The organism is Sphingomonas sp. Root710 (assembly GCF_001429065.1).
In the GTDB taxonomy this organism is placed as follows: domain Bacteria; phylum Pseudomonadota; class Alphaproteobacteria; order Sphingomonadales; family Sphingomonadaceae; genus Rhizorhabdus.
The window spans coordinates 52512-74650 of sequence record NZ_LMIB01000012.1 but is presented as its reverse complement, the minus strand read 5'-3'; the positions used below and the strand labels follow the sequence as shown (position 1 = coordinate 74650).

Here is a 22139-nt window from a genome sequence, read left to right as displayed (position 1 = left end):
CGTGAAGCCGTTCCATCTGATCGCCCTCGGGCTGCTGGCCGTGGCCGCGCCCGCCATGGCAGCACCCCCCGCCGACCTCGACGCCAAGGTCGAGGCTTTCCGCCAGAAGGTCGGCGCGACCGGCGTGTCGATCGCGATCGTCGAAAACGGCAAGACCACGCTCGCCAAGGGCTGGGGCATCCGCAAGCTGGGCGAAAGCGCCAAGGTCGACAGCCACACGATCTTCCAGACCGGATCGACCGGCAAGGCGATGACCGCGGCGGCGCTCGCGATCCTGGTCGATGAGGGCAAGATCGCCTGGGACGATCCGGTGATCAAGCACATGCCCTGGTTCCGCATGTCCGATCCGTGGGTGACGCGCGAGATCACGGTGCGCGACCTGCTGGTCCATCGCAGCGGTCTCGGGCTGGGGCAGGGCGACCTGATGTTCGTGCCGCGCACGAAGCTGACCCGCAAGCAGACCGTCGAGCATGTCGCCTATCTGAAGCCCAAAACGAGTTTCCGGTCGGGCTATGCCTATGACAATATCCTCTATGCGGTCGCCGGACAGCTGATCGAGGAAGTCACCGGCAAGACATGGGAAGTCTTCGTGCGCGAGCGGCTGCTGCGCGCGGGCGGGATGAAGGACGCGACCACCGACAGCGAGGACCGCTTCCGCGTCGTCAACCGCTCCTACCCGCATGCGCGGCTTTCGGGACCGTTGCGCGGCCTCGGGCCCCAGCAGCTGCTCGACGAACGCGACGAGCTGGGCCGCAACGGCGCGCCCGCCGGCGGCATCGCGATGAGCGCCGAGGATCAGGCCGCCTGGCTGAAGATCCAGCTCGCCCATGGCGGGCTGCCAGACGGCAAGCGGCTGTTCAGCGAGAAGCAGGCGCTGGAGATGTGGAACCCGGTGGTGACGATGCCGATCACCCAGCTGCCCCCCGCGCTCGCCCCCGCCATGCCCAATTACCAGGCCTATGCGTTGGGCTGGCAGGTCCAGGATTATCGTGGCCACCGGATCATTGCGCACAGCGGCGGCGTATTCGGATCGATTACCCGGGTCGTGATCGTCCCCGATCGCAACATCGCCTTTGCGATCATGATGAATTCCGAGGACAGCGGCATGCTGCTCGGCCTCTATTATATGATCCTCGACCATTATCTCGGCGCGTCCGACTATGACTGGCCGACCAAGTGGCAGAATTGGTACGAGACGCGGCTGGAAGGCGGGCGCGCTGCGCTGACCCAGAAGCAGGCGACGCCGGTCAAGGTCGGCCCTTCGCTCGATCTTTCGCGCTATGCCGGGCGCTATCGCGACCCCTGGTATGGCGACGTCGTGGTGGCGTCGACGCCGGACGGGCTGACGATGGACTTCACCTCCACCCCGCGCATGGTGGGCAAGCTAAAGCATTGGCAATATGACAGCTTCGTCAGCGAATATGACGACAAGGCGATCGAACCGGCCTATGTCACCTTCGCACTGGATGCCGATGGAAAGGTGACGGGCGTGACGATGAAGGCGGCCAATCCGATCGCGGATTTCAGCTGGGATTATCAGGATCTCGACCTGAAGCCGGTGGTGGACGCGAAATGAGGACGCTCGCGATCGCGCTGGCGGCCTGCACGCTGTCGGCCTGCACCACGACCACGACGCCGGGTGGCGGGGATGCGGCGGCGCTGCACAAGCGGCTGCTGGTGCTCGACACCCATCTCGACACGCCGATTCACTTCAACCGTCCCGAATGGCGGTTCGACGGGCGCCACACATTCGCGAACGACCTGTCGCAGGTCGACATCGGCCGGATGCGCGAGGGCGCGCTCGATGGCGGCTTTTTCGTGATCTACACTGAGCAGGGGCCGCTGACCGCCAAGGGCTATGCCGACGCGCTGGCTTTCGCGCGCGGCCGATCTGACCTGATCGACCGCACGATCAAGCGCTATGACGCGCTGATCGCGCCCGCGCTCAGCGCCGATGATGCGCGCCGTCTCAATCGCGCGGGTAAGCTGATCGCGTTCAAGTCGATCGAGAACAGCTATCCGCTGGGCGAGGACCTGTCGCTGCTCGGCGAGTTCTACGCCAAGGGCGTGCGGCTGGCGGGGCCGGTGCATTCGAAGAACAACCAGTTCGCCGATTCCGCGACCGACACCCCGCGCTGGGGCGGGCTCAGCCCGCTCGGCCGTGACTGGGTGAAGGAGATGAACCGGCTGGGCATCACCATTGACGCCAGCCATTCGTCGGACGCGACTTTCGACCAGCTGCTCGAGCTGTCGAAATATCCGATCCTGCTGTCGCATTCGAGCCTGCGCTCAGCCTATGACCATCCCCGCAATCTCGACGAGGGGCGGCTGCGCAAGCTGGCCGCCAAGGGCGGAGCGATGTGCATCTCGACCATCTATCTGTCGGAGATGAACCTGACCGCCGAGCGCGCCAAGCTGTTCGGCGACTATGAGCTGATCGGCACGATGACCCCCGCGCAGCAGGCCGAACTGATCGGCAAATGGCAGGCGCTCGACCAGCGCGAGAAGATGTGGAACGCCGATTTCGAGAAGTTCATGGCGCAGCTGCTGCGCGCGATCGAGGTCGCGGGCGTCGACCATGTCTGCGTCGGAGCGGACTGGGACGGCGGCGGCGGCATCGAAGGGATCAATGATATCTCGGCGTTTCCCAAGGTTACCGCGCGTCTGAAGTCGGCAGGTTATAGCGATGCCGACATCGAGAAGATCTGGAGCGGCAATGTGCTGCGTGTCATCGCGCAGAACCAGCATTAGAGCCGACGATCCGAACGCATCGGATCGGCGCTCCGGCGCATCGATAATGCGAGGGCCGGGATCGGCACCTGCCTCCATCCCGGCACAGCGCACTGGCGTTTATTAATTTCGGCTGCGGCAGTATCGCGCCGTGCCATCCGCTGGCAGGCCAGCCGTGCCCGCCGCAGCGCGGCGAATCATCCAGATATACCGTCGGGTCGGAGGCCTGAACCTGCGCGGCTCGGAGGCATTGCGCCGTTCGGCCTGACGGAAAAGCGGGAAATTGCTTGCCGCGCCATAGCTCTTGAATACCGACGTAAAGATAGATATACCCGTGAGTATCGATAAGGAAGCCGCAGTAAGATACGCGGCCAATCATGGGGAGTGTCGATGACCATCCGCCTTCATTCCATCTGCTACGCATCGCTCGCGATGCTCATGCTTCCGGCTGCCGCCAACGCGCAGGCCACCGGCGCCGCGCCGCAAGCAGCGGCCGAGGGTGTCGACGCCACCGACATCATCGTCACCGCGACCCGCCAGAACACGACCCTCAGCCGCGTCGCCGCCGCCGTTACGGCAGTGACCGCCGCCGACCTCGGCCCGGGCGGTGTGTCGAACATCGGCGACCTTCAGGTCGTCGTTCCCAACGTGTCGATCGGTGACCAATTCGGCGTGAACCGCACCTTCATCCGTGGCGTCGGCCTCAACAATTTCGACGTCGGCGGTGAGGGCGCGGTCGCCTTCCTGCAGAATGGCGCGATCCTGCCGCGCCCGGCGCAGCAGCTCAGCGGCTTCTTCGACCTCGAGCAGATCGAAGTGCTGCGCGGGCCCCAGTCGATCCTCTATGGCCGCGGGGCGACCGCGGGCGCGATCAACCTGGTGACCGCCAAGCCCAAGGAGGAACTGGGCGGCTTCGTCCGCGCGACCTATGGCAATTATGACGCCAAGATCCTCGAAGGCGCGATCGGCGGCAGCGTGACCGGCGACGACAAGCTGCTCGTCCGCGTCGCGGGCAAATATGAAAAGCGCGACGGCTACGGCAAGAACCTGTTCACCGGCGCCGACGTCGACGACCGCGACGCCTATGCGCTGCGCGGCACGATCATCGGCCAGCTGAGCGACAGCGTGAAGGCGACCTTGGTCCTCGACCATTTCCACGAGGACGACAACAACTACGCCTTCCACTATTTCGGCCCGAGCGTGGTTCCCGACAACGCGCTGCCCCATACGCTGATCGGCGGCCAGACGATCCTCGGCTATTACAACGCGCTGGGTAAGAAGCCGAACCTGCGCAACATCTATTCGGATCAGGAAGCGATCAACCGCCGCAAGGGCTATGGCGCGACCGGCACGCTCGACTTCAACCTGGGCGACGACGCGACCGTCAAGACGATCACCGCCTATCGCTCGTTCGACCGCTTCCAGCGCGACGACCTCGACTCCTCGCAGGTGAACCTCGCCGGCCAGAACAATTATGTCGAGAAGAGCCGCTCGATCAGCCAGGAAATCACGCTGAACTATGAGCGCGACGATTTCTCGCTGCTGGCCGGCGCGATGTATCTGCACGAGAAGCTGAGCGGTCAGGTGCTGGTGCCGACGACCAATCTGGGCGTGCTGTTCGGCCTGCCCGCCAACACCTTCGACAGCGGCGCTTATGAGCAGAACGGCGTGGTCAAGATCGACGCGGTCGGCGTCTACCTCCAGGCCGCCTATGAGATCAGCCCGACCGTCAAGATCACCGCCGGCGCGCGCTACAATTACGAGCATCGCAAGGGCGACGGCTATTTCCGCTTCGACGCGATCGGCCTGAACATCCCGACCGATGAATCGAAGGGCTGGTCGTCGATCACTCCCAAGGCCCTGATCGAGTTCCGCCCGACCAACACGACGATGCTGTACGCCAGCGTCACCAAGGGCTTCAAATCGGGCGTGATCAACGTCGGCAGTGCCGATCCCGCGATCAACCCGGAGACGGTGTGGTCCTATGAAGCGGGCTTCAAGCAGCGTCTGGCCGACAACCGCATCCTTTTCAGCGGCGCGGTATTCTACTATGATTACAAGGACCTGCAGGTCAGCTTCGTCAACGCGAACAGCATCGTCCAGACGATCAACGCGGCGACCGCGCGCAACTTCGGCGGCGAACTGGAACTGGAAGGAAAGGTCGGCGGCGGCCTGACGATCAACGCCAACGCTTCCTACCTCAACGCCAAGTTCAAGAAGTTCTGCAACGCCTATTATGGCGCGGCCTTCCCGGCGCGGCCCGGCATCTCCTATCCGGTCTGCCCGAGCGATCCGGGGCTGGTCGACCTGAGTGGCAAGCGCCTGCCGAACGCGCCGCGCTTCTCGTTCGGCGGCGGCTTCAACTGGGACGTGCCGATCGGCGAGGGCAAGATCAGCATCAACGGCGATGCCAAATGGCAGGGCAAGGTCTACTTCTCGGAGTTCAACAACCGCGACGCCGAGCAGAAGTCCTATCTTATGGCCAATGCCGGGATCACCTATCATGCCGCCGACGACCGCTGGTCGCTGGGCGCCTGGGTGAAGAATATCGGCGACAAGTTCGTGATCGCGAACAACATCATCGCCGCTGCGACCTATGCCTATCCCCGCGTCGGTTCGGTGATGCCGCCACGTACGTACGGCGCCACGCTCGGCTTCAACTTCTAGGGCGTATCGCCATTCACCCCGTATCGGCCTGCAAATGGCGGTTTCCCGCGCTTCCGGTGTTCACGTACCTTTGAGTACTGCGCTCCGGGTCACGAGAAACCACAATTTTCGGCTCGATCTGAACTGAATGTCGACACGCCCCAAGGCCAGTATGAACTGACATAATCGCCGGGAGGGCAGGATGGACCGCTTCACCATTGGCAAGATCCGGGTGCACCGGATCGAGGAATGGCGCGGGACCTTCAGCCCTCCCGGCGAGCTTTTTCAAGGGTTCGACGCGGACCACTGGCGCGATCATGAGGAGGAGTTCACACCGGATTATTATGATCCGGCGTCAGGCAAGCTCTTCGCCTTCCTGCAAAGCTGGGTGCTCGATACCGGCGACCAGCGCATATTGTTCGACACCGGGGCCGGCAACGACAAGGACCGTCCCGACCTGCCGATCTTCGGCAATCTCCAGACCGATTTCCTCGACCGTCTCGCCGCCGCGGGTTTCCAGCCCGGCGATATCGATACGGTCGTCTGCTCGCATATCCATGTCGATCATGTCGGCTGGAACACCCGGCTGGTCGATGGGTTCTGGGAGCCCACTTTCCGCAACGCCCGCTATGTCCTGCCGGTCCGCGACCGCGACTATTGGGACCCGCTGGTCGAGACCGCGGGCCCCGGTGCGATCGGCACCCTCGTCAATGGCGGCATGTTCGAGGACAGCGTCCGCCCGATCCTGGAGGCCGGGCGCGCCGAGTGGGCCGACGACGGCTTCGAGGTCGCGCCAGGCCTGACGCTGCACGCGCGCCCCGGCCATACGCCGGGCAGCACGGTGATGCGGGTGGCGTCGGACGGCGCCGAGGCGATGTTCGTCGGCGACGTGGTCCACCATCCCGCGCAAATCTATTGCCCCGAATGGAACAGCGCCTTCTGCGAGGATGCCGAACAGGCGCGCGAGACGCGGCGGCAGGTGCTGGGCGAGGCCGCCGATCGCGAGGCGCTGCTGATCCCCGCGCATTTCGGCGGCGAACATGTCGCGCGGGTGGTGCGCGAGGGCGCGGGTTTCCGGCCGATATTGTCTCCGGCGATCTGACGGCGCTGCGTCCCGAAAGGGAGCGCCCCTCATCACATTGTTGCGTCACCCCGGACGCGATCCGGGGTCCCGCTTTTCTTGGCCAAGTAGAAGGAAGAAGCGGGACCCCGGGTCAAGCCCGGGGTGACGAGAAGAGGTGGAACGATTTTCGCCTCAGAGCGCCAGCAGGCTGTTCTCTCCGGACAGCTGGCCGATCCGTACCGCATCGATCCCCCAGGCGCGCAGCCGCGCGTCGCCGCCCTCGCCGGGCCGGGCCGGAGGCGAGGGCGGGTCCGCGGGGGTGCGGCTGAAGCGGGGGGCGGGGGCGGGCTGCATCCGGCCGCCGACCGCGACATGGACGTCGCGGGCGAGGTTGGCGGGATGGGTCAGCGCCTCCTCGGGGCTCAGCACCGGGCTCAGGCAAGCATCGAACGGCGCGTAATGCGCAATCCACTCGTCGCGGCTGCGGGTGCGGAAGATCGCGTCGAGCTGTGCGGCGCGTTCAGCCCAATGCGCCGGATTCAGATGATCGCCAAACTGCGCTGGATCGAGACCGGCGCCGCGGATGAAGGCGTCATGGAATTGCGGCTCCAGCGCGCCCACGGCGATGAACTTGTCGTCGGCGGTGCGGTAGCAACGGTAGAAATAGGCGCTGCCGTCGAGCAGGTTGCCGCCGCGCCCGGGCCGCCAGCGGCCCATCGCCATCCAAGAGAATATCTGCGTGGCGAGCAGCGACGCGCCGTCGACCATCGCCGCGTCGATCACCTGGCCGCGGCCGCTGACCGAGCGCTCGACCAGCGCGCCGAGCACGCCCACCGCCATCAGCATGCCGCCCCCGCCGAAATTGGCGACATAGTTGATCGGCGGCATGGGGACGCCGTCCTGCGGGCCGATCAGGTAGAGCCCGCCGGTCATCGACAGATAGTTGATGTCATGCCCCGCCTTGTCGGCCATCGGGCCGGACTGGCCCCAGCCGGTCATTCGCGCATAGATAAGGCGCGGATTGGCGGCGGTCAGCACATCGGGGCCGAGGGCCAGCCGTTCCATCGCGCCGGGCCGGAAGCCCTCGATCACGACATCGGCGCTGCCGGCCAGATCGAGCGCGAGCGCGCGGCCGCCGGCGGATTTAAGATCGAGCGCGATCGAGGGGCGGCCGCGATTGAGATAATCGTCGCGATCGTCCCCCCCGCCGAAGCTGGGCTTGCCGAGCCGTTCGACGCGCAGCAGCTCCGCGCCCATGTCGGCGAGCATCATCGCGCCGAACGGCGTCGGGCCGAGGCCGGCGAACTCGACGATGCGGATTCCCGAAAGCGGCCCCGTCATGCCGGAACGCCTGTCGCCGCGGCGGGCCAGACATGGTCGGTTGCCGGCATCTTATGCTATACTCCCCAACGCCCCGCCGGCGGCTTTACAGCGCCTTCCCGGCCATATCGTCCAATCGACCTACCAATGGGTATGTGTTGCGTCAAGCCGCGATGCGGCGACGATTTTAACATTGGTCCGAAAATATACTATACAGTATGAACGCGCTGTGCCACTATTCGTGCAACATCCGAACGGGTGTATGAGAGGAAGGAGAATGTCGTGGGCCTCACAGCAAGCCAGATGACCTTCACCGTGACCGAGCGGGTCACGATGGGGCAGCCGGCGCGGGAAGCGATCAGCGATCAGGCCGAGGCGATGGGGGCGCGCAAGGTGTTCCTGCTGACGTCGGACAGCCTGCGCCGGAACACCGATGAAATCAGCAAGATCGAAGCGGCGCTGGGCGATCGCCATGCCGCCACGCATAGCGGCCTTGCGCCGCACGCGCCGCGTTCGGGCGTGCTGGCTGCCGCCGATGCGGCGCGCGCGGTCAATGCCGACCTGGTCGTCACGATCGGTGGCGGTTCGATCAGCGATGCGGGCAAGATCGTGCCGCTGCTGATCAAGCATGATGTGCGGACGGTCGAGGATTTCGAGCCGCTGCGTGTCTATGTCGACGATGCGGGCAATGTCATCAACCCGCTGAAGGTCGGCCCCGATATCCGCACGATCTGCGTGCCGACCACCCTGTCGGGCGGCGAGTTCAACGCGCTGTCGGGCTCGACCGACGAGAAGACCGTCCACAAGCAGGGCTATGAGCATCGCGGAATGGCCCCGATCATGGTCGTGCTCGACCCCGCGATGACGGTCTACACCCCCGAATGGCTGTGGCTGTCGACCGGCGTCCGCTCGGTCGATCATGCGATCGAGACGATGGCCTCCGAACAGTCGAACGACTTCGCCGACGGTCTCGCCGACAATGCGTTGCGGCTGCTGGTCGAGGGGCTTTCGCGCTCCAAGGCCGATCCCAACGACATGGAAGGACGGCTCAAATGCCAGGTCGGCGCATGGCAATCGATGATATCGATCATCGGCGGCGTGCCGATGGGCGCGAGCCACGCGATCGGCCATATCCTCGGCGGCACCTGCAACGTGCCGCACGGCTATTGCTCGACGGTGATGGCGCCCTACGTCCTCGCCTGGAACGCCGAATATGACGACAGCAGGCAGCATCGCATCAACGCGTGCATGGGCAATACCCATGCGACCGCCGCCGAGAGCGCCGACGCCTTCATCCGCAGCCTGGGCATGCCCCGCACGCTGGGCGAAGTCGGCGTCACCGAGGATCAGTTCCAGAAAGTAGCGGAATATACCATGCTTGATATATGGGGTAGGACGAACCCGCGCCCCGTTCGGTCCCCGACCGACATCCTGGAGATCCTAAGAAGAGCCGCATGACCAAGTCCAGCGCCGCCACCAAGACCGCTCCCGCCGCCGCCGCAGCCCCCACGGGCCGCGAGATCAAGCCGGGCGTCGTCGCCTTCAAGAGGGCCCGTATCCTCGAGGAGGCGAGCGCCCTGTTCTGCGAGAGGGGCTATGAAGCGGCGACGCTGGAAATGCTGGCCGACCGGCTGAGCGCGACCAAGCCGTTCCTCTACACCTATTTCAAGGGCAAGAGCGCGATCCTCAGCGCGATCTGCGAATTGGGTGTCAAGGAATCGCTGGCCGCGCTGGACCGGATCGAGGAAACCGAACGCACGTCGATCGATCTGCTCAAGGCCTCGCTGCGCGAGGTTGCGGAGATCATCGTCGCGAGGCACGAATATCTCGTCGTCTATCAGCGCGAGATGATGAACCTGGACCGGAACGATGCGCAGCGCATTCTGCGCCTGCGCCACGAGTTCGACCTGCGTATCGGCAAACTGATCGATGACTGCGTACGCGACGGCTTCATCACCGTCCCCGACGCGGCTTCGATGTCGATCTGGATCGGCGGCCTGTTGAGCTGGATAACCTATTGCTATCGGCCAGGCAGCAAACGTTCAGCGGAGGCAGTCGTCGACCAGGCGGTCGAAGCGTGCCTGCGGCTCGTCGCCGTGAACTGAACCAAACTGCCTCCGCCCCCTGTCCAAGGAGATGGAGGTTCCATGACCATGACCGCCCCCGCGGGTCCGCGCGATTTCACCGATCCGCGGATTCCGAACCGTAACCAGTGCGTGCTGCGCTATCTCGTCGACCGCTGGGCCGAGGAACGCCCGGACAAGACCCACGTCATCTTCGAGGATGGCGAGGAGTGGAGCTATGCCGAGCTGCGCCGCCGCGTGATCGCGAAGGCGGCGGGGCTGCAGAAGCTCGGAGTCAAACAGGGCGACTTCGTCTCGGCGTGGATTCCCGCCGGGCGCGATGGCCTGCTCGCCTTCTACGCGATCAACTATCTCGGCGCGGTGTTCGTGCCGTTCAACACCGCCTATCGCGGCAATCTGCTCGCGCATGTCCTGTCGAACTCGGGCGCGAAGATCATGATCGCCCACCCCGATCTGGTCGAGCGGCTGGGGGAGGTCGACAAGGCGGAGCTCGAGCATCTTGTGCTGATCACCCAGGGCGAAGCGCCCGATGTCGGGCTGACGATATCGCGGTTCGACGATCTGGACGGCGACACGCTCGAGCCGCTCGAACGGCCTATCCAGCCGTGGGATATCCAGTCGATCATCTACACGTCGGGCACCACCGGCCCGTCGAAGGGCGTGCTGTCCTCCTATCTCCACATGTATACCAACGCCGGGCCCGAATCCTGGCCGATGGTGGGAGAGGACGACCGCTATATGTGCGTCGCGCCGATCTTCCACATCGGCGGCATGGGTCCCCCCTTCGTCATGCTGGCGCGCGGCGCGTCGGTCGCGCTGATCGAATCCTTCTCGACCGACCAGTTCTGGGAGATCGCGCGCAAGACCCAGGCGACGATGGTCTTCCTGCTCGGGGTGATGGCGACCTTCCTGATGAAGCGCGAGCCGTCACCCGACGACAGGAACCACAGCGTGAAGACCGCGCTGATGGTGCCGCTCACCGACGACGCGCCTGCCTTCACCGAACGGTTCGGCATCGACATCTACACGATCTTCAACATGACCGAGATTTCCTCGCCGATCGTGTCGGAAGCCAATCCGGTCAAGCGCGGCACCTGCGGCAAGGTCCGCCCCGGCGCGGAAGTGCGGCTGGTCGATGCCAATGACTGCGAGGTGCCGGTCGGCCAGATCGGCGAGATGCTGGTGCGCACCGACCGGCCCTGGGCGATGAACAGCGGCTATAACCGCAACCCGGAGGCGACCGCCAAGGCCTGGGCAAACGGCTGGTTCCACACCGGCGACGCCTTCCGCATGGACGAGGACGGCTATTATTATTTCGTCGACCGGGTGAAGGACGCGATCCGGCGGCGCGGCGAGAATATCTCCTCCTTCGAGGTGGAGGTGGAGGTCTGCGCGCATCCCGACGTGCGCGAGTGCGCGGCGATCGCGGTGCCCAGCGAATTTTCCGAGGACGAGGTGATGGTCGTGGTGGCGCCGGTGCCCGGCCGCAGCATCGATCCGGAGAAGCTGGCGAGCTTCCTGATCGAGCGGATGCCCTATTTCATGGTGCCGCGCTATATTCGCGTGCTGCCCGAATTGCCCAAGACGCCGTCGGCCAAGGTGCTGAAGACCGACCTGCGCAAGGAGGCGGTCACCCCCGACACCTTCGACCGCGAGAAGGCGGGGATGCGCGTCCGCCGCGAAGTCTTCGCGGGCTGACGCTTCGCCGGGAGGCCGATCGGCGGGCGGCAGATTCCGCGCGGCCCTCACCCTGAAATCACAGGAGAGATCATGACGTCCGGGCATCCGATCTTCGGTCCCAACAAGCTCAAGCTCGGCGTGTTCTGCATGAACACCATGCCCGCCTTGACCCGGGCGGAGGACCTGTTCGCGCCGGTGTGGAACGACTGCGTCACGCTGGCGCGGATGGCGGACGACGCCGGGATGGAGGCATTCGTGCCGATCGCGCGGTGGAAGGGCTATGTCGACGGCGATTTCGGCCACCCATCGAACGATATCCTCGAACCCTTCACCTTCGCCGCCGGGATCGCCCAGGCGACGAAGCGGATCGGCGTCTTCGCCACGACGCACGCCTCGATGGCGCACCCGTTGCAGGTCGCCAAGCAGGCCGCCACGGTCGATATGATCTCGGGCGGACGCTTCGCGATGAACGTGGTCGGCGGCTGGAACCGGCGCGAATTCGAGATGTTCGGGATCGACCTGCTCGGCCATGAGGAGCGCTATGTCTATCTCGCCGAATGGCTCGACATCATTCGTGCGTTATGGGGCGCAACCGACGAGATCGATGTCGAGACGAAGCATTTCCACCTGACCCGCGCGCTGTCCCGGCCCCAGCCGGTGCGCGGCGCGGTGCCGATCATGAATGCGGGTTTCTCGTCCACAGGCATGCGCTTCGCCGCCGCGAACAGCGATATCGGGCTGATCGGTCTGTTCGGCGACAGCGAGGCGGCGTGGGCCGACCAGATCGGCAACTATAAGGCGCTCGCCCGCGAGGAGTTTGGCAAGGATATCCAGGTGTGGACCAACGCGCCGACGATCCTGCGTGACAGCGATGCCGAGGCGGAGGCGCTCTACCGCCATTATAGCGAGGAGGTACCCGACCGGATCGCGATCGACAGCTTCGTCGCGACGTTGGCGCGCGAGAACAAGGTGGCCGAGGACAGCGACCAGATGCGCTTCCTGCGCAAGAATGCCGTGCTGGGGTCGGGCTTTCCGATGATCGGATCGCCCGAGACGATCACCGGCACGCTCGCCGCGCTGTCGCGCGCCGGGCTCGACGGCGTGATCATGAGCTTTGTCGACTATCTTGACGGTCTGCATCGCTTCAATCGCGATGTGCTCCCCCGGCTCGCGGCGGCAGGGCTGCGCGGTTGATGCCGGCTCTTCCGGCAGGTGAAGGATTGTCGCATATGTGACAGCCTGGCTGCCGGTCGTGGGTTAGGATGGGTGATGGACGAGGACGGGCGAAGGATCAGGGCGTTGCGCGGTTTCGGCGGCGTGGCCGCCTGAGCCATGGCCCGGAGCGTCGCCACCTTTGATTTCACGCAATGGATGACGCCCGAGGCGCGCGACGCGCTCCTCGCGCGGGCGCGGATACGGCAGTTGCCGGCGCGGGCGCTGATCTATAGCCAGGGCGAGACGGGTGACGAAATGTACCGGATCCGGCGGGGGCTGGTGCGGCTGTCGGTGATGCAGCGCGACGGCCGCGAACTGCTGTACCAGCTGTTCGAACCCGGCGACGGCTTCGGCACCAGCACGATCGTCGACGACGAGCCGCGCCCGCAGACGGCGGAGGCCTTCGAGGATGTCGTGCTCGAGGTCTACAACCGTGAGACGATCGACGAGCTGCGCCGGGTTCATCCGTCGCTCAACGATGCGCTGCTGCGGCTGCTGTCGCGGCATATGCGGCTGCTGAGCGATTATTTCGCAGGCTTCGCATTCGACGAACTGTCGTGCCGGCTGGCGCAGCGCATCGTCGAATCGATCGATACCTTCGGGATTGCGGTCGAGGGCGGCTTCGAATTTTCGCGCTCGATCACCCAGACCGAGCTTTCGCTGATGGTCGGCGGCACGCGCCAGTCGGTCAATCGGGTGCTCCGCGATTTCCGGCGCGCCGGGCTGGTGGAGACCCGGGGGAACCGGCTGATCGTCCGCGATCTCGATGAGATCCGCCGCATATCGGAGCAGGGCTGGAACCTGCATCGCTTTCGCAGGAATGCGGCGGCCAAAACCTGATGGCCAGGTTCGATGGAATGTCCGCGCCGACTCGCATTGACTTGAAATACCAATGAGTAGATATTCATTATCATTGGTATGATTTGTCGTATGTGAGACTCTTTCGAGGGTCGGCAAGGAGAGTGATGGGCGCGGAGACTTTCAAGGGCGGGGCTGTCGATGCAGCGCTCCTGCGGCAGGGTGTCGACGAGGCGAATATTCCCGCATTGCTGATGTGCCTCGTCCAGCTGACCGGTGATCTGGCCTGGCTCGACGAGCCTTTCACGCCGCGCCGCGCGCGCGGCCTCGACGACAATGACAGTGCCGGGCTTCCGGAGGACATCCAGCAGCGCGTCCGCGACGCCGCCTATGACGCGATCATCGCCTGGACGAAGGGGGCGCCGCTGGCGCTCGCCCGCCCCGGCAACGCGCAACTGGCGTCGCTGCTGAGCGTCGCGATGAGCGAGCCGGTACCGGAGGAATATGGCGACGTCGTCGCATCCTCGATGCACTTCGACCCGCCTCCCGCGCCGGTGAAGGCAGCGCGCCCGCTGAAAGCGATCGTGATCGGCGGCGGGGTCTCGGGCATCTGCGCCGGGATTGAACTGCGGCGGATGGGCATTCCCTATCATATCTTCGAAAAGAACGAGGAATTCGGCGGCACCTGGTGGGAAAATCACTATCCCGGCTGCGGCGTCGATACCCCCAATCTTACCTATACCTTCTCATGCCGGCCGACCGACTGGTCGCAGCATTTCCCGTTGCAGGGCGAGATCAGGGACTATCTGCTCGCCACCGCGCGCGAGTTCGGGCTTTATGACCATGTCACCTTTGGCGCGAAGGTGGAGCGCGCCGAATGGATCGCGCAGCGCAACCAGTGGCGGGTGACCGTCACCGGCCCCGACGGCAAGACGGTGGAGCATTTCGCCGATATCGTGATGAGCGCGGTCGGCATCCTCAACATGCCCAAGGTCCCCTATATCAAGGGGCTGGAGAGCTTCACCGGCGAGGTACTGCACACGTCCGACTGGAATGACGACATCGACCTGAAGGGCAAGCGCGTCGCGGTGATCGGCAATGGCGCATCGGGCATGCAGGTCGCCCCCGCGATCGCCGACGATGTCGCCGAAATGACGATCTTCGCGCGCTCCAAGCAATGGATCGCGCCCTTTCCGCAGTTCCGCAAAGCGGTGCCCGATGGCGTCCGCTATCTGATGCAGCTCTTCCCGCTCTATCGCAGCTGGGTCGAGCAGCGCCTGTCGTGGACCTTCAACGACCGGGTCCATGGCACGCTGTACCGCGATCCCGACTGGGCGCATAAGGATCGCTCGATCAACCAGATCAACGATGGCCACCGCCAGTTCTTCACGTCCTATTATCAGGAGGAACTGGGCGACCGGCAGGACCTGCTGCCGCTGCTGTTGCCGGATTATCCGCCCTTCCTGAAGCGGATGCTGCTCGACAATGGCTGGTTCCGCACGCTGCGCAAGCCGCATGTCCGGCTGATCCCCGAGCATCTCGCCGAGGTGCGCGGCGACACGCTGGTCGCGGCGTCGGGCGAAGAGGTGAAGGCCGACGTGCTGATCCTCGCCACCGGCTTCCAGTCGACCAACGTGCTGGGTTCTTATGACGTGGTGGGCCGCGAGGGGCGGGTGCTGCGCGACTATTGGGACGGCGACAACGCCGCCGCCTATCTCGGCACGCTGGTTCCGGGTTTCCCCAATTTCTTCATCTTGCTCGGCCCCAATGTCGGATCGGGCCATGGCGGCAGCATGATCCGCAACATCGAGAACCAGACGCATTATGCGCTGCGGATCATCGAGGCGATGATCGAGCGGCAGGCCAGCTCGGTCGAGGTGCGTGAGAATGTCTATCGCGACTATGTCGCGCGGCTCGACGCCGCGCACGACAAGCTGGTGTGGACGCATCCGGGCGCGGAGAACTGGTACCGCAATTCGCGCGGCCGGATCATCGCGATCACCCCGTGGCGCAACGACGCCTTCTGGCGGATGACGCGCCAGGCGAATCCCGAGGACCTGAGTTTCGGGCGGGGCGAAAAGGAAGAAGCCGCCGCCTGAGCCGGAAGAGCGCGCGGCGGAAAAGACAGAGGAGAGGATGCCCATGACGACAGCCGTCGAGATACAACCGTTCGACCCGTCGCTGCCCGAACTGATCACCGATCCTTATCCGATCTTTGCGGAGATAAGGGAGAATGACCGGTTCCACTGGTCGAAGTTCGGCTATTGGGTGGTCTCGCGCTACGACGACGTCCGCGAAGTGCTGATGAACCGGAAGGATTTCGGCACCGGCGACTTCGCGAACAACCTGAAGCTGTTCTACGGACCCGACTTCGATGTGATGGCCAATTCCGCCTATCGCTGGCTGTCGGAGGTGTTCATCGCCAAGGACCCGCCGCAGCACACCCGCATCCGCGGGCTGGTGACCGGATCGCTGACCGCCAAGCGGGTACGTGCGATGGAACCGCGCATTCGCGAAATCTGCCGGGAACTGACCGACGCCTTCATCGCCGATGGCCAGGCCGATATGATGACGCAGTTCGCCTATCAGCTGCCCGTCATGGTGATCTGCGACTTGATGGGGATCGACTATCGCCACCCGGATATGGCGCAGTTGACTGCCGGGATTCCCGAAGCCTTCGTCGTCTTCGAAGCGCGCAGGCTGACCGATCGGGAACTCTCGACCGCCAACCGCCGGATCGACGAGCTGGAAGCCTTTTTCCGCGCGCAGTTCGAGGATCGTCTCGCCAACCCGCGTGACGATCTGCTGACCGCGCTCGCCCAGACCGGCACCGCGCCCGATGGACTGACGATGCACGAGGCGACCACCGTGGCGATCGCGCTGTTCGGCGCGGGGTTCGAGACGACCGCGAACATCATCGGCAACGGCCTCTACCGGCTGCACCGCCATCATGACCAATGGGAGCGGCTGGTGGCGGACCCGGCGGGGCTGGCCGGTTCGACCAATGAGGAGGTGCTGCGCTTCGAAAGCTCGCTGGTCGCCGCCTATCGCACCGCGCTCAACGACACCGAGATTGCGGGCCATCCGGTCAAGGCTGGACAGCGGGTGCTGACGCTCGTCGGTGCCGCCAACCGCGACGGGCGCAAGTTCGACGATCCCGACCGCTTCGACATAGGCCGCGGGGCGGCCGACCATATGTCTTTCGGCGGCGGCATCCATTTCTGCGTGGGCGCCGAACTGGCGCGGATCGAGGGCCGGATAGCCTTCGAGCATCTGGCGACGGTGCTGCCGGACATGCAGATCGATCTTGACAGCGGAGTATGGCGCGACAATTTCCTGTTCCGCGGACTCACCCGCCTCGACGCGCGCTGGTAGGACGCCGATGACCACCCCGCCGACGATGACTGCACTGACCAGCGACCGGCTGGGGCCGCCCGAAAGCTATGGCTTGCACGATGTGCCCGTCCCTGAGCCGGGCGAAGGGCAGGTCCGGCTGCGCGTGGAGGCGGTGGCGCTCGGCTATGTCGATGCGCTGATCGCGAACGGCCAATATCAGCACAAGCCCGCCGCACCCTATGTGCCCGGTGCGGAGATCGTCGGGATCGTCGATGCGCTGGGCTCCGGCGTCGATGGGCTCGCGATCGGCGACCGCCGGGCCAGCTGGCAGGTGCTGGCGGGCGGCGGCCTGGCGCGCTTCGTGCTGGCGCGGACCGAATCGCTGGTGCCGGTGCCCGAGCGGCTGACGCCGGTGGCGGCGGCATCGCTGCTGCTCGACCATCTCACCGCCTGGTATGCCCTGTTCGATCGCGGCTGGATGCAGCCGGGTGAAACCGTGCTCGTGCTCGGCGCGGCCGGTGGTGTCGGAGCCGCCGCCGTGCAGATCGCATCGCGGGCTGGCGCGCGGGTGATCGCCGCCGCCTCCTCGCCCGAGAAGCGCGCCCGTGCGCTCACGCTGGGGGCCGAGGCGGCTGTGGATTATCAGGCCCCGGACTGGCGCGACGAGATCAAGCGCCTCACCGATGGCGCGGGCGTCGACATTGTCGTCGATCCGGTCGCCGGCGCGACGTTCGAGCCTGCCTTCAGGTCGCTCGCCAAAGGCGGCCGGCATCTCATCCTGGGCTTTGCCGGCGGTGAGATACCGCGGCTGCCCGCCAATCTCCCGTTGCTCAAAAATGGCGCGCTGATCGGCGTCGACGCCCGGCATCTCTACGAAAGCGATCTGCCGCGGGCTATGGAGATATGGGATACGCTGTTCGAGCTGGCGGCGGAGGGCATGCTCACCGCGCCCGATGCGGACATCCATCCGCTCGACGCCGCCCCTGCCGCCTTTACCGCGCTGACCCGGCGCGACAAACCCCGCAAGATCGTCGTCACGCCCTGATCTATCCGCCGCTTTCGGACACTTGACCGACAGGAGCGCCGGTGCAATGGGTCGGGCCTGGGCGTGGAGATATTATGGCGGCGACAAAGGGGGGAAGCTGGGACCGGCTCCTGGATTCGGCGGAACATATCTTCGCCGAGAAGGGCTATGATGCGGCGACGACGCGCGAGATCGCCGCGCGTGCGGGCGATACGCTCGGCACGCTGAGCTATCATTTCAAGTCGAAGGAAACCCTGCTCGCCGAGGTGCTGACCCGCCGCTTCGAGGAGATGAACGAGCAGCGGCGCGGCATGTATCGCGACTTCATCGCCAAGCGGAACGGCGGGACGCCCACGCTCGACGAGGCGATCACCGCGATCGTCCTGCCGATGATGCGGCTGGCGCTGACCAGCGACGAGGGCTGGCGCAACTATATCGGGCTGATCTGCCGCCTGATGTACATCACCACCGAGGACCAGGGTAAGTTCATCCCCAAATTGCTCGATCCGATCGGCACCGAGCTGATCGGCTGGCTCAAGGAAACCTCGCCAGCGTCGGCGCACGTCAACCTTGCCTACAGCTATCAATTCATCATCGGCTGCATGCTGGACAGCGTCGTCCAGGCCAAGAATGACCGGCTGAAGCGCATCTCCGGCGGCACCGCGAGCGCCACCGATTTTCCCGCGGTCAGCGAACGGCTCATCCCCTTCGTGATCGGCGGCACCAAGGCGATACTCGACTTCCCCAATCGCTGATTCGCGCCGCGTCGCGCGCGCCGGATTTGGGTGGGTATGTCAGACCCCCTTCATTGTTATGGTTACGTCAGGGTGACCTGGAAACCATGCCGGAAACGCCTGGCTTTTATACGCGGCGGCTGCCTGCTCAAAGGCTTCACCGCCGGTCATGTTCTTACCCAGCTGAATGGTGACAGACCAAGCGCCTAGCGTGACGTGAGTGAATGTAAAATCGATCATATCGCCTTCATGCGTTGCGCTAAGCGTTGAGGATGTGGGGGCGACTAACGATAGGATCAACGCTCAAATTTCGAACTGAGACAATAACCGGATTTTTTGGCGCTTGACAGTCAGTCGGTCGTACGACAGACAAGTGGCATAGGGATCGGGAGAGTCGATGCAATGGCGAATTGGGCTTTTGAGCGCGGGCTGAAGCAGGTGGGGCCGGGCGCCTATGCCTATGTCCAGCCCGATGGCAGCTGGGGCTGGAGCAACGCCGGACTGATCGCCGACGGGGACCAGAGCCTGCTGGTCGACACGCTGTTCCAGCTGAGCCTGACCAACGAGATGCTGGTGGCGATGGCGGACGCGGTTCCGGCAGCGCGTAAGATCGGCACGCTGGTCAACACCCACTCGGATGCCGACCATATCTTCGGCAACCAGCTGGTCAGCGGCGCACACATCATTGCTTCGAAGGCGGCGGCGAGCGAGTTCCTCAAGGTCACGCCGGAGGATTATACGAACCTGTTCGACAACTGGCGCGAGCTGGGTGCGGGCGGGCGTTATGTCCACGAGCGGCTCGGAAATGAGGGGTTCCGCTTCGATGATATCTCGCTGGTCGAGCCGCACGAGACCTTCACCACCGAGAAGCGGCTGAAGGTCGGCGACAAGAATGTCGTGCTGACCGTGATGGGCCCGGCGCATACCGGCGGCGACGTGATCGTGCACGCGGTGGAGGACCGGGTGGTCTACACCGGCGACCTGCTGTTCAATGGCGCGCATCCGGTGATCTGGGAAGGATCGATCGACGGCTGGGTCGCCGCCTGCGACCATATCCTGTCGCTCGACATCGACGTGGTCGTGCCCGGCCATGGCCCGCTGACCGACAAGAGCGCGGTCGCAGAGTTCCGCACCTATCTGCTGTGGTTCCGCGAGGAGGTGCGCAAGCGGTTCGAGGCGGGGCTGTCGATCATGGACACCGCGCTGGAGATCGCCGAACTGCCCGAACTGCCGAAATGGGACACGCCCGAGCGGATCATCGGTGCGGTCAATTTCTTCTACCGCAAGTTCGGCAGCGCGGAGGCGACCGGCAACTTCGTCGAGATATTCGGCCTGTTCGATCCCTTCCTTGCCAAGCTGGAGGCAAGGGCCAAGAAACATGATCACAGCGCCTGCAACCACGGGCATTGAGGAGCGGATGATGTCGGACGCAGCAATCGTACCCCCGCAGATATCCGAACATCTGGTCAGCCCCGCCGCCTTCGCCGAATGGGACGGCATCAATGCGGAGCTCGCCCAGCTTCGGAAGGAGCTGCCGGTCGCGAAGGCCAGCCCCGAAGGCTACGACCCCTTTTGGGTGGTGACGAAATATGCCGATGTGAAGGAGGTCAGCCGCCAGCCGGAGATATTCCCGTCCAACGGCTATCGTGTGCTCCTGTCGAACCGGGCCGCGCTCGCCGAGATGGAAAAGCCGGGCGTGCCCTTCCTGCGCGCGCTGATCACGATGGACCCGCCCGAGCATTGGGCAAACCGCAGGCTCACCTTCCGCGACTTCGCGCCGAGCGGGATGAAGGGGCTGGAAGACGCCATCCGCGTGATCGCGCGCCGCTCGGTGGACGATCTGCTCGCCAAGGGCGGGACCGCCGACTTCGCCGAGGATGTCGCAGTGCGTTATCCGCTCCGCGTGATCCTGGCGCTGCTCGGCCTGCCGCCCGAGGACGAGGACCATATCCTGCGTTTCACCCAGGCGTTTCAGAGTCCGCAGGATCCCGATTTCGGCTCGGCGGACAGCGGGGTCCAGCTCGATCACAATGTGCTCGAGGAATATAAGGACTATTTCTACGCGCTGGTCGACAAGCTGCGCGCCAACCCCGACAATTCGGTCAGTTCCAAGATCGCCAACGGGACGATCGACGGCAAGCTGCTGTCGCACTGGGACGCGATGAGCCAGATCGTCGTCGTCGCGACGGCGGGCCATGACACGACTTCCGCGTCGACCGCCGGGGCGATGTGGGCGCTGGCCGAGCGGCCCGATCTGGTGGCGCGCATCCGGAACGATCCGTCGCTGGTGGCCAAGCTGGTCGACGAAGGGGTGCGCTGGGCCAGTCCGCTGCTCTGCTTCATGCGGACCGCCGCCGCCGATTATGAGCTGCGTGGCCAGACGATCCGCAAGGGCGACTGGGTGATGATGTCCTACCTCTCGGCGAACCGCGACGACGAGGTGTTCGAGGATCCCTGGACCTTCTCGCTCGACCGGCCCGACAATGTCCATGTCGGCTTCGGCCATGGCCCGCATATCTGCCTGGGCCGGAACGTCGCCAATCTCGAGATGCGGATATTCTATGAGGAGCTGTTCAAGCGGCTGACCTCGGTCGAGCTCGCCGGCGTGCCGACCCGCACCCATTCGACCCAGCTGTGCTCGGCCAAGACGCTGCCGATCCGTTTCACCTATCAGTGAGCGGCGGCGGGCCGGTAGCCACGGAGGAAGGAAGATGGCGGACTTCGGTTTCGGCCGTCCCAGGGACGGGCTCATCCAGACGGCGTACACCGTTCCCGATCTCGGTGAGGCAATCGCCTATTGGACGGCGGTGATGAAGGGCGGGCCGTGGTTCGTCGTCGAGAATTTCTCCGGCGACGATCCGGTCTATCGCGGCGAACCTTGCCGCGCCCTGTTCAATGCGGCGCTGGGTTTCGTGGGATCGATGCAGATCGAGCTGATCGAACTGGCGAACGAGGAACCGGGCGTCCACCGCGACGCGATCCGCGACCATGGCTATGGCTTCCATCATCACGGCCAGGCCTGCACAGACATCGAGGCGGAGCGGGGGCGCTACGAAGCGCTCGGCTATGCCAATGTCTTTCAGGCGGTCATGCCCAGCGGCGATCAGGTCTATTTCATGGAGCCGCGCGAGTCGGGCAGCCATGATCTGATCGAGCTGATTTCCGCAGGTCCGATGATCGATGCGGCCTTTACCCGGATGTGGGAAAGCTCGGTCGATTGGGCCGGGGATCGCCCGATCCGGCCGTTCGCGGAGCTGTTCGCATGACGGTAGAACATCCTTTTCACCTTGACAGTCAGTCGGTCGTACGACTAAGAGAAAAAAGCCGGACAGGAGCGGTCGCCGGACGATCTGCAATCGGTCTCGAGGGCATGTGTTCCGCCCTCCCGCCGTCGTCCCTGCCATCATCTTCGGCAAGCTTGTTCGCGGGCCAAGGGGGCCTCCGAAAGTAGATCAGCGTATCGCCATCGAACATCGCGTCTGATAGGTTGGTCTTACGACCGACAGAGA

General features: G+C 64.7%; 18 protein-coding genes. 16 read left to right on the top strand and 2 right to left on the bottom strand.

Going from position 1 to position 22139, the window contains the following annotated elements:
* The first annotated feature begins 1 nt into the window (after position 1).
* The 4 genes from ASE00_RS10250 (at position 2) to ASE00_RS10235 (ending at position 6478) form a co-directional block, all read left to right on the top strand.
* The gene (locus tag ASE00_RS10250; RefSeq protein WP_056379917.1) at positions 2 to 1576 is read left to right on the top strand and encodes a serine hydrolase; all 1575 of its coding nucleotides are present in this window, start codon (positions 2 to 4) and stop codon (positions 1574 to 1576) included.
* Positions 1573 to 2751, top strand: a complete 1179-nt coding sequence (locus tag ASE00_RS10245; RefSeq protein ID WP_056379915.1) for a dipeptidase — start codon at positions 1573 to 1575, stop codon at positions 2749 to 2751. Before ASE00_RS10250 ends, ASE00_RS10245 begins: the two co-directional genes overlap by 4 nt.
* Positions 2752 to 3120: 369 nt before the next feature.
* Positions 3121 to 5397 (top strand): TonB-dependent receptor, encoded by a 2277-nt coding sequence (locus ASE00_RS10240; RefSeq protein WP_056379913.1) that lies wholly within the window; start codon positions 3121 to 3123, stop codon positions 5395 to 5397.
* 181 nt (positions 5398 to 5578) lie between these two features.
* The gene (locus tag ASE00_RS10235) at positions 5579 to 6478 is read left to right on the top strand and encodes an MBL fold metallo-hydrolase (protein WP_056379911.1); all 900 of its coding nucleotides are present in this window, start codon (positions 5579 to 5581) and stop codon (positions 6476 to 6478) included.
* Positions 6479 to 6631: 153 nt separating this feature from the next.
* On the opposite strand, the gene ASE00_RS10230 is transcribed toward ASE00_RS10235, so the two are convergent.
* On the bottom strand, positions 6632 to 7780 hold the full coding sequence (locus ASE00_RS10230) for a CaiB/BaiF CoA transferase family protein (protein ID WP_056379909.1): 1149 nt from the start codon (positions 7778 to 7780) through the stop codon (positions 6632 to 6634).
* A 261-nt stretch (positions 7781 to 8041) separates the two neighbouring features.
* Between ASE00_RS10230 and ASE00_RS10225 the strand changes: the two genes are divergently transcribed.
* The 9 genes from ASE00_RS10225 to ASE00_RS10185 all read left to right on the top strand — a co-directional run bounded on the left by ASE00_RS10225 (position 8042) and on the right by ASE00_RS10185 (position 18651).
* Positions 8042 to 9217, top strand: coding sequence for an iron-containing alcohol dehydrogenase (locus ASE00_RS10225; protein ID WP_235538624.1), 1176 nt, complete (start codon positions 8042 to 8044; stop codon positions 9215 to 9217).
* On the top strand, positions 9214 to 9864 hold the full coding sequence (locus tag ASE00_RS10220) for a TetR/AcrR family transcriptional regulator (protein WP_056379907.1): 651 nt from the start codon (positions 9214 to 9216) through the stop codon (positions 9862 to 9864). The genes ASE00_RS10225 and ASE00_RS10220 overlap by 4 nt, the downstream gene beginning before the upstream one ends.
* Before the next feature lie 42 nt (positions 9865 to 9906).
* The gene (locus ASE00_RS10215) at positions 9907 to 11541 is read left to right on the top strand and encodes an AMP-binding protein (RefSeq protein ID WP_056379905.1); all 1635 of its coding nucleotides are present in this window, start codon (positions 9907 to 9909) and stop codon (positions 11539 to 11541) included.
* Positions 11542 to 11613: 72 nt separating this feature from the next.
* A complete protein-coding gene (locus tag ASE00_RS10210; protein WP_056379903.1) occupies positions 11614 to 12717 on the top strand; it encodes an LLM class flavin-dependent oxidoreductase in 1104 nt (367 codons plus the stop codon).
* A 177-nt stretch (positions 12718 to 12894) separates the two neighbouring features.
* A complete protein-coding gene (locus ASE00_RS10205; protein WP_162256435.1) occupies positions 12895 to 13578 on the top strand; it encodes a Crp/Fnr family transcriptional regulator in 684 nt (227 codons plus the stop codon).
* A 125-nt stretch (positions 13579 to 13703) separates the two neighbouring features.
* Positions 13704 to 15635, top strand: a complete 1932-nt coding sequence (locus tag ASE00_RS10200; RefSeq protein WP_056379900.1) for a flavin-containing monooxygenase — start codon at positions 13704 to 13706, stop codon at positions 15633 to 15635.
* A 43-nt stretch (positions 15636 to 15678) separates the two neighbouring features.
* Complete coding sequence (locus ASE00_RS10195; protein WP_056379898.1) at positions 15679 to 16911, top strand: cytochrome P450; 1233 nt, start codon at positions 15679 to 15681, stop codon at positions 16909 to 16911.
* 7 nt (positions 16912 to 16918) lie between these two features.
* On the top strand, positions 16919 to 17917 hold the full coding sequence (locus ASE00_RS10190; RefSeq protein WP_156405377.1) for an NADPH:quinone oxidoreductase family protein: 999 nt from the start codon (positions 16919 to 16921) through the stop codon (positions 17915 to 17917).
* 74 nt (positions 17918 to 17991) lie between these two features.
* A complete protein-coding gene (locus tag ASE00_RS10185; protein WP_056379894.1) occupies positions 17992 to 18651 on the top strand; it encodes a TetR/AcrR family transcriptional regulator in 660 nt (219 codons plus the stop codon).
* A gap of 39 nt (positions 18652 to 18690) precedes the next feature.
* On the opposite strand, the gene ASE00_RS10180 is transcribed toward ASE00_RS10185, so the two are convergent.
* Positions 18691 to 18870: a hypothetical protein gene (locus tag ASE00_RS10180; protein ID WP_056379893.1), complete on the bottom strand. Its 180-nt coding sequence runs from the start codon at positions 18868 to 18870 to the stop codon at positions 18691 to 18693.
* Positions 18871 to 19032: 162 nt separating this feature from the next.
* On the opposite strand from ASE00_RS10180, the gene ASE00_RS10175 reads away from it, so the two are divergent.
* Genes ASE00_RS10175 through ASE00_RS10165 form a run of 3 tightly spaced genes read left to right on the top strand, consistent with a single transcriptional unit; the run spans position 19033 to position 21896 of the window.
* On the top strand, positions 19033 to 20040 hold the full coding sequence (locus tag ASE00_RS10175; RefSeq protein ID WP_082594609.1) for an MBL fold metallo-hydrolase: 1008 nt from the start codon (positions 19033 to 19035) through the stop codon (positions 20038 to 20040).
* A gap of 10 nt (positions 20041 to 20050) precedes the next feature.
* Entirely contained in the window at positions 20051 to 21307 is a 1257-nt protein-coding gene (locus ASE00_RS10170) for a cytochrome P450 (RefSeq protein ID WP_162256434.1), read from the top strand.
* A gap of 34 nt (positions 21308 to 21341) precedes the next feature.
* Entirely contained in the window at positions 21342 to 21896 is a 555-nt protein-coding gene (locus ASE00_RS10165; protein ID WP_056379889.1) for a VOC family protein, read from the top strand.
* The last annotated feature ends 243 nt before the right edge of the window (positions 21897 to 22139 follow it).